This is a genomic window from Methylobacterium sp. EM32 (assembly GCF_040593685.1).
Taxonomy (GTDB): Bacteria; Pseudomonadota; Alphaproteobacteria; order Rhizobiales; family Beijerinckiaceae; genus Methylobacterium.
Genome location: NZ_JBEXZS010000246.1, coordinates 84557 through 91041 on the forward strand (window position 1 = coordinate 84557; position 6485 = coordinate 91041).

5 protein-coding genes are annotated in these 6485 nt (G+C 71.6%); 3 read left to right on the forward strand and 2 right to left on the reverse strand.

Annotation, left to right across the window (positions count from 1 at the left end):
* Nucleotides 1–62: 62 nt before the first annotated feature.
* From pgsA to ABZT49_RS31270, 3 genes are all read left to right on the forward strand, one after another.
* A complete protein-coding gene (gene pgsA / locus ABZT49_RS31260) occupies nt 63–662 on the forward strand; it encodes a CDP-diacylglycerol--glycerol-3-phosphate 3-phosphatidyltransferase (protein ID WP_355292098.1) in 600 nt (199 codons plus the stop codon).
* 10 nt (nt 663–672) lie between these two features.
* Nucleotides 673–924 carry a molybdopterin converting factor subunit 1 gene (moaD, locus tag ABZT49_RS31265; protein ID WP_355292099.1) on the forward strand — a complete coding sequence of 84 codons (252 nt, stop codon included), beginning with the start codon at nt 673–675 and terminating at the stop codon, nt 922–924.
* Between the two features lie 276 nt (nt 925–1200).
* Nucleotides 1201–2247 (forward strand): DUF3616 domain-containing protein, encoded by a 1047-nt coding sequence (locus tag ABZT49_RS31270; protein WP_355292101.1) that lies wholly within the window; start codon nt 1201–1203, stop codon nt 2245–2247.
* Nucleotides 2248–2255: 8 nt separating this feature from the next.
* Here the strand turns inward: ABZT49_RS31270 and ABZT49_RS31275 are convergent, their stop codons facing one another.
* Complete coding sequence (locus ABZT49_RS31275; protein ID WP_355292103.1) at nt 2256–3155, reverse strand: metal ABC transporter substrate-binding protein; 900 nt, start codon at nt 3153–3155, stop codon at nt 2256–2258.
* A 581-nt stretch (nt 3156–3736) separates the two neighbouring features.
* A complete protein-coding gene (locus ABZT49_RS31280) occupies nt 3737–6481 on the reverse strand; it encodes a phosphoenolpyruvate carboxylase (protein WP_355292112.1) in 2745 nt (914 codons plus the stop codon).
* Nucleotides 6482–6485: the final 4 nt, after the last annotated feature.

Below are 6485 nucleotides of genomic sequence, written 5' to 3' on the forward strand. Positions count from 1 at the left end.
ACGCCGAGTCCGGGCCGAGTTCGGTTGACGCCCCCTCCCCCCGCGTGGTTTCACCGACGGTGATGACCATGGTCGTACCCCGGCGCCGCTCGACGGCCCTGAACCTCGCGAACCTCCTGACCTACGGCCGTCTGGTCGCGGTGCCGGTGGTGGTGGCGCTGCTGTTCTGGCCGCAGGACGACACCGCGCGCTGGATCGCCGTCGCGGTCTTCGTCGCCGCCGCCATCACCGACTACCTCGACGGCTACGTCGCCCGCACCTATTCCCAGAGCTCGGCGCTCGGGCGGATGCTCGACCCGATCGCCGACAAGCTGCTCGTCGCCGCGAGCCTGCTGATGCTCTGCGCCGACGGGACGATCCGCGGCTGGTCGCTCTGGGCGGCGATCGTGATCCTGTGCCGCGAGATCCTGGTCTCGGGGTTGCGCGAGTACTTGGCCGAGCTGAAGGTCGGCGTGCCGGTGAGCCGGGTCGCCAAGTGGAAGACCGCGGTGCAGCTCGTGGCCCTCGGCGTGCTGATCGCCGGCCCCGCCGGCGAGCGGGTGCTGCCGGGCAACGGCACGCTCGGGCTCGTGCTGCTCTGGCTCGCCGCGGCGCTGACGCTCTACACCGGCTACGACTACATGCGCTCCGGCATCCGCCACGTCATCGACGACGAGAGATGAGCGTTTCTCGATGAAGCTCGTCTATTTCGCCTGGGTCCGCGAGCGGATCGGCCGCCCGGAAGAGACCCTCGACCTGCCGCCCGACGTGGCGACGGTCGCCGACCTCGTCGCATGGCTGAGGAGCCGCGGCGAAGAATACGCCTACGCCTTCGAGACCGACGGCGTGGTCCGCGCCGCCGTCGACCGGGTCCATGCCAAGCCCGGGACCGCGCTCGCCGGCGCGAGCGAGGTGGCGTTCTTCCCGCCGATGACCGGCGGGTGAGGCGGACCGCCGGGGCCCGATCGTCCTCCGCGAGCCTCTGTTCGACTTCCACAACAGTTTTACCCTCCGCGTCATCCCGGGGCCGCGCAGCGGAACCCGGGATCCAGAACCGCGGAGCGTGCAGACTGAGACGGAACGCCGCCAGCCTCTTCCTGAACCATCCGAGGTTCTGGATCCCGGGCTCCGCTGCGCGGCCCCGGGATGACCCTGAGAGGCGTTGGTCGGGGCGCCCATCCGACCCGCCCCCGCATTCAACCGGATATCGGGAGACCCGTGATGCCCCGCCCCCTGCCGCTCCTCGCGCTCCTGGTCTCGTCCCTCGCGGTCCCCGCCGCCTCGGCCGAGCCGGTGAAAGTCGGCGCGTTGCTGGAGCATCGCGGGATGTGCGAGGCCTCCGGCGCGGTGCCGTATCCCCGCGGGAGCTTCGGCGAGCGGTTCCTGGTGGTCGACGACGAATCGACGGTGGTGATGCTCTACCGGGCCGGCGCGAGCGGCGACGCGCTGCCGCTCACCGGCGGCGACCTGGGTCCGCAACTCGGCCTTGGGCCCGACGACCGCAAGGCCGACCTCGAATCCGCGACCTGGCTCGGCTCCGACCTCTACGTGCTCGGCTCGCACAGCCGCCGGCGCGGCGGCAAGCAGAGCCCGGGCCGCGGCCGCCTCGCCGCCGTGACGGTGACGGAATCAGGCGGCACCCCCGCTCTCGCCCCGAAGGGCCGCGCGGTGAAGGGTCTGCCGCAGGCCTTCGCCGCCCTGTCGCCCCTGTTCGCGGCGCGGATCGGCCTCGACGTGCCGGCCCGGGACGACCTCGACCCCAAGCGCAAGGGCTTCAACATCGAGGGGATGGCGCCGCGGCCGGACGGCAAATCCCTCTGGCTCGGCCTGCGCAACCCCCTCGACACCGACGCCAACGCCCTGCTGGTGCCGCTGGAGAACCCGGCCGAGGCGGTGGCCGGCGCCGCCCCGCGCCTCGGCACTCCGGTCGCCCTCGATCTCAAGGGCCGCGGCATCCGGGACATCGCCTACGCGCCGCAGGCCAAGGCCTACTTCATCCTGGCGGGCGGGGCCGGCGGCGGCGGCGAGCCGTTCGACCTCTACCGCTGGTCGGGCGATCCGGCGGACAGGCCCGTGCGGGTCGAGGGCGCCGCGGCGGCCTTCGCGCCGATTCCCGACTTCCAGCCCGAGGCCCTGCTGGTCAGCCCGGCCGGCGACCGGGTCCAGGTGCTGAGCGACGACGGCGAGGCGCTGGGCTCCGACGGCAAGCCGTGCGAGGAGTCGCGGGACGGCAAGCGGTTCCGGAGCCTGACGCTCGACCTGAGGTGAGGCGCACCTCAGGTTCCTAAAGCCGCCACGAACTCCCGCACGTTGTGGCGCATCATGTCGAGATAGGTCGGCGCGGGGCCGCCGGGCTCGGACAGAGCGTCGGAGAAGACCCGGCCGCCCGCCTTCGCGCCGCCCTCGCGGGCGATCTGCTGCATCAGCCGCGGATCGGAGATGTTCTCGAGGAACACCGCCGGGATCTTGTCGCGGTGGACCTGCCGCACGATCGCCGCGACGTCGCGGGCGGTGGCCTCGCTCTGGCTCGACACGCCCTGGGGGGCGAGGAAGCGCAAGCCATAGGCCTTGGCGAAGTACCCGAAGGCGTCGTGGGTGGTGACGATGCGCCGGCGCGCCTCCGGAATGCTAACGATCGCCGTGCGCACCTCCGCGTCGAGGGCGTCGAGCTGCGCGAGGTAGGCCGTCGCGTTGGCCTGGTAGGCCGCCCTGCCCTCGGGATCGACGCTCGCCAGCCCGTCGCGGATATTCGCGATGTAGGTCCGGGTATTGGCGACGTTCTGCCAGGCATGCGGATCGGCGGCATGGGCGTGACCGTGGCCGTCATCCTCCTCCTCGATCGGCACGATGCCCTTCGCGGCGACGACGACCTTGGCCTTGGTGCCGGAGGCCTTGATTAGCCGGTCGATCCAGCCCTCGAAGCCGAGGCCGTTCACCACGACGAGCCGCGCGGCCGCCACGGCCTGGGCGTCCGCCGGGGCCGGCACGAAGCTGTGCGCGTCGCCGTTCGGCCCGACCAGCGTGGTGACGGCGACCCGCGATCCGCCGACCTGCCGCACGAGGTCGCCGAGGATCGAGAACGTCGCCACCACGCGGACGGGCTCCTGTGCTTGCACCGGGGCGATCCAGGCGAGGCCCAGAGCCAGCAGCAGCGTCCCGATTCCCAGCCTGCCCATCACCACAATCCCTCGCTCGACGACGCGCCTCACCTAGGCCGGCGCGAGGGAGATTGCAACATTGTTACATCTCCTGTGGACGAGGGGTCCGCTCTGGGGGACCGGGAGTTAGCCGCGGAGTTAACCTGGATCGAGGACAGGGCAGCGCGACGCGTCCAGGGTCGCGGCCGTCACGCCGTTCCTGCCGCTGCCGCTCGGACGGTGTCACCGGCGGGCCGGACCATCAAGCGCGAGCGGGATGCCCCGGCCCGCTGCTTTCTTCCGGGGCGGTATTGTCCAGCCGCAATGTCCTCCCAAGCGACCCGAGCAGGCATGGGCATGCCGAGCTGATCTTTCAAGCCGCCCTTTCCCGAACGACTGAAGCGGAGCGGAAGGAGATCCGGGATCCAGCATAGGAAGTGCTGCGAAGCGGCTCTGTCTGTTGCAACATTGCAGAAAAGCAGTCGCTTCGCGAGTTCTTGTGCTGGATCCCGGATCTCCTTCCGCTGACGCTGCAGTCGTCCGGGAAAGGGGCGAGCAAAAAATTGAGCCGTTCGGCGTTCAGGACTCGTCGCGAAGTCTTATCGTGATCGGCGGCCCCTTCACCCCGTCGCCCCGAACCCGGTGGCGACGCAGTTGATCGACAGGAGCAGGGCGGATTTCAGCGCCTCGCGCGCCGTCTCGTCGGTCTCGGCGCGGAAGCGGCGCAGGAGGTTCACCTGCTCGCGGCTGATCGGGTCGAGCACCGGCAGCCGCTCGGCGAGGCGGCCGCGATAGAGCGGGAAGCGCTCGGCGAGGGTGCGGTCGCCGCTCACCGCGAGCGCCATCGCGCAGGTAAGCCGATACTCGGCCTCGATCATCGCGAAGACCGTCTCGCGCGCGCCCTCGTCCGGGCACAGGCCGGCGAAGTCGCGGGCGAGGCTGAGATCGACGGTGAGGAGGGTCTTCTCGACCTCGTCCATGATCAGGCGGAAGAGCGGCGACTCCGAAAACATCCGCCGCAGCAGCGCCCGGCCGGCCTCGCCGCGCACGTCGAGGAGGCTCTTCAACCCGCTGCCGACCCCGTACCAGCCGGTGATGCCGTGCCGGTTCTGGCTCCAGGCGAAGACCCACGGGATCGCCCGCAGGTCGGCGAGGCTGCGGGCGCCGAAGCGGCGGGCCGGGCGCGAGCCGATATTGAGGAGCGCGATCTCGTCGAGCGGGCTCGCGGCGCCGAAATAGGTCACGAGGTCCGGGTGGGTCAGGAGCCGGGCATAGGCCGCCCGCGAAGCCCCCGACAGCGCCTCCATCGCGTCGTCGAATTCCGGGTTCGCCGCAGGCGTTCCGGGGGCTGCGCCGTCGAGGGCGTGGGCGAGGACCGCGGAGGCCAGAAGCTCCATCTGGTAGGCGGCGGTGCCGCGGTTGGCATACTTGAACGACACCACCTCGCCCTGCTCGGTGGTGCGGAACCGGCCGCGGATCGAGCCCGGCGGCTGGGCGGCGATGGCCCGGGCGGTCGGCGCGCCGCCGCGGCTGACCGAGCCGCCGCGGCCGTGGAAGAACGCGATGCCGATCCCCGCCTGCTCGCCGACCTGGGTCAGGAGCCGTTGCGCCTTCGCCAGCTCCCAGTTCGAGGCGACGAAGCCGCCGTCCTTGTTCGAATCCGAGTAGCCGATCATCACCTCCTGCACCCCGCCCTGCTGGCGAGCGGAGCGGCGCACCACCGGCACCTTGAGCAGCGCCCGCATGATCGCCGGCGCGGCGCGCAGGTCGTCGATGGTCTCGAACAGGGGCACGATCGGCAGCGGGCAGATCTCGGTGCCGGCCGCGTCGAGGAACACGCCGGCGGTCTTCGCCAGCAGGTAGACGCCCAGGATGTCGGGCACCGAATGGGTCATCGACAGGACGAAGGCGCCGAACGCCTCGCGGTCGAGGCTGCCGCGCATCTCGGCCACCAGCCGGAAGGTGGCGAGCGTCTCCCGCGCCTCCTCGGGCAGGCCGGAGAGGTCGGGCGGGCCGTTAAGGGGACGGGCGAGCTCGGCCTCCAGCCATTGCATCCAGGAAGGGGCGTCGACGTCCGGCGGTTCGCCCTCATGAGTCCGGTGCCACAGCGCCTGGAGCGCCCGGGTGGTGCGGGTGGTGTTCTCGCGGATGTCGAGCCGCACGGTCGAGAAGCGGAAGATCTCGACCATCCGGCGCACCGGCCGCACCCGGTTGGCGGCGAGCGACGGGCAGCCCGCGGCTGTCAGGCCCCCCTCCAGGGCGCGCAGGTCGGCGATCAGCGCGTCGGCGTCGGCGTAGCCGGGACCCGTGGGTTCTGACCCATTCTCCTCCAGCCCGCCCATCGTCGCGGCGAGGCGTCGGCTCAGGCAGGTCAGGAAATGGCGGTAGGGCTCGCCCGGGTTGCGTTGCGCGATTTGCCCCCCGTCCGGCTGGGCCGCCAGCTGGTCGGCGAGCGCGGCCGCGAAGCCGTCGGTGACCGGCAGGGCGCGGGCGCTGACCGAGAGGCTGCGGGCGAGCCCGTCGACGCGATCGCGGTAGCGCCGGAGGCTGGCGAGCGCGTTCTGCCGGAGCGTCCGCCGCGTCACCTCGGCAGTGACGAAGGGATTGCCGTCGCGGTCGCCGCCGATCCAGGAGCCGAACTGGAAGAAGGCCGGCACCTCGAACCTGGCGCCCGGATAGGCGCTCTCCAGCGCCTCCTCGAGCGAGGCCAGGGTCTCGGGCAGCATCTCGAACAGGGTCTCGTCGAAGAAGTGCAGCCCCCAGGCCACCTCCCGGTCGACGGTCGGCTTCTCGAGATGCAGTTCCCCGGTCATCCAGACCAGCTCGATCTCGTCGCGCAGATCGTCCATGAGGGCCTGGCGCTCGCGCTCGGTCCAGCGCGGCATCTCCAGTTCCTTCAGGATCAGGTAGATCCGCCGGAACTTCTCCAGCACCGTGACCCGCTTGGCCTCGGTCGGGTGCGCCGTCAGGGTCGGGCGGACGCGCAGCGACGCCAACAGCGCGTGGACGGTCTCCGCCGGCACGCCGCGCGCGGCGGCGCGGGCGAGGACGGCGCTGAACGAGTTCTTCAGCCGGTCGCGCCCAGCCTCGCGCTCGACGTGGCGGCGCCGGCGCATGGCGGTGTTCTGCTCGGCGATGGCGATCAGCTGGAACCAGATGCCCCGGACCTGCAGCGCCCGGGCGGTCAGTTCCGGCGACAGGCCGGCGATGTCCGCCTGCCCGCGCAACACCGCCTCCAGCTCCGGCTGGTGGCGCCGGCAGACATCGACCAGCGAGCGGAACAGCACGTCGAGGGCGACCCGGTCGTCGGTGCCGGTGATGAGCGGCGGGACGAAGGGGGATTCGGCGATGGGGGCGTGGATCATCGGG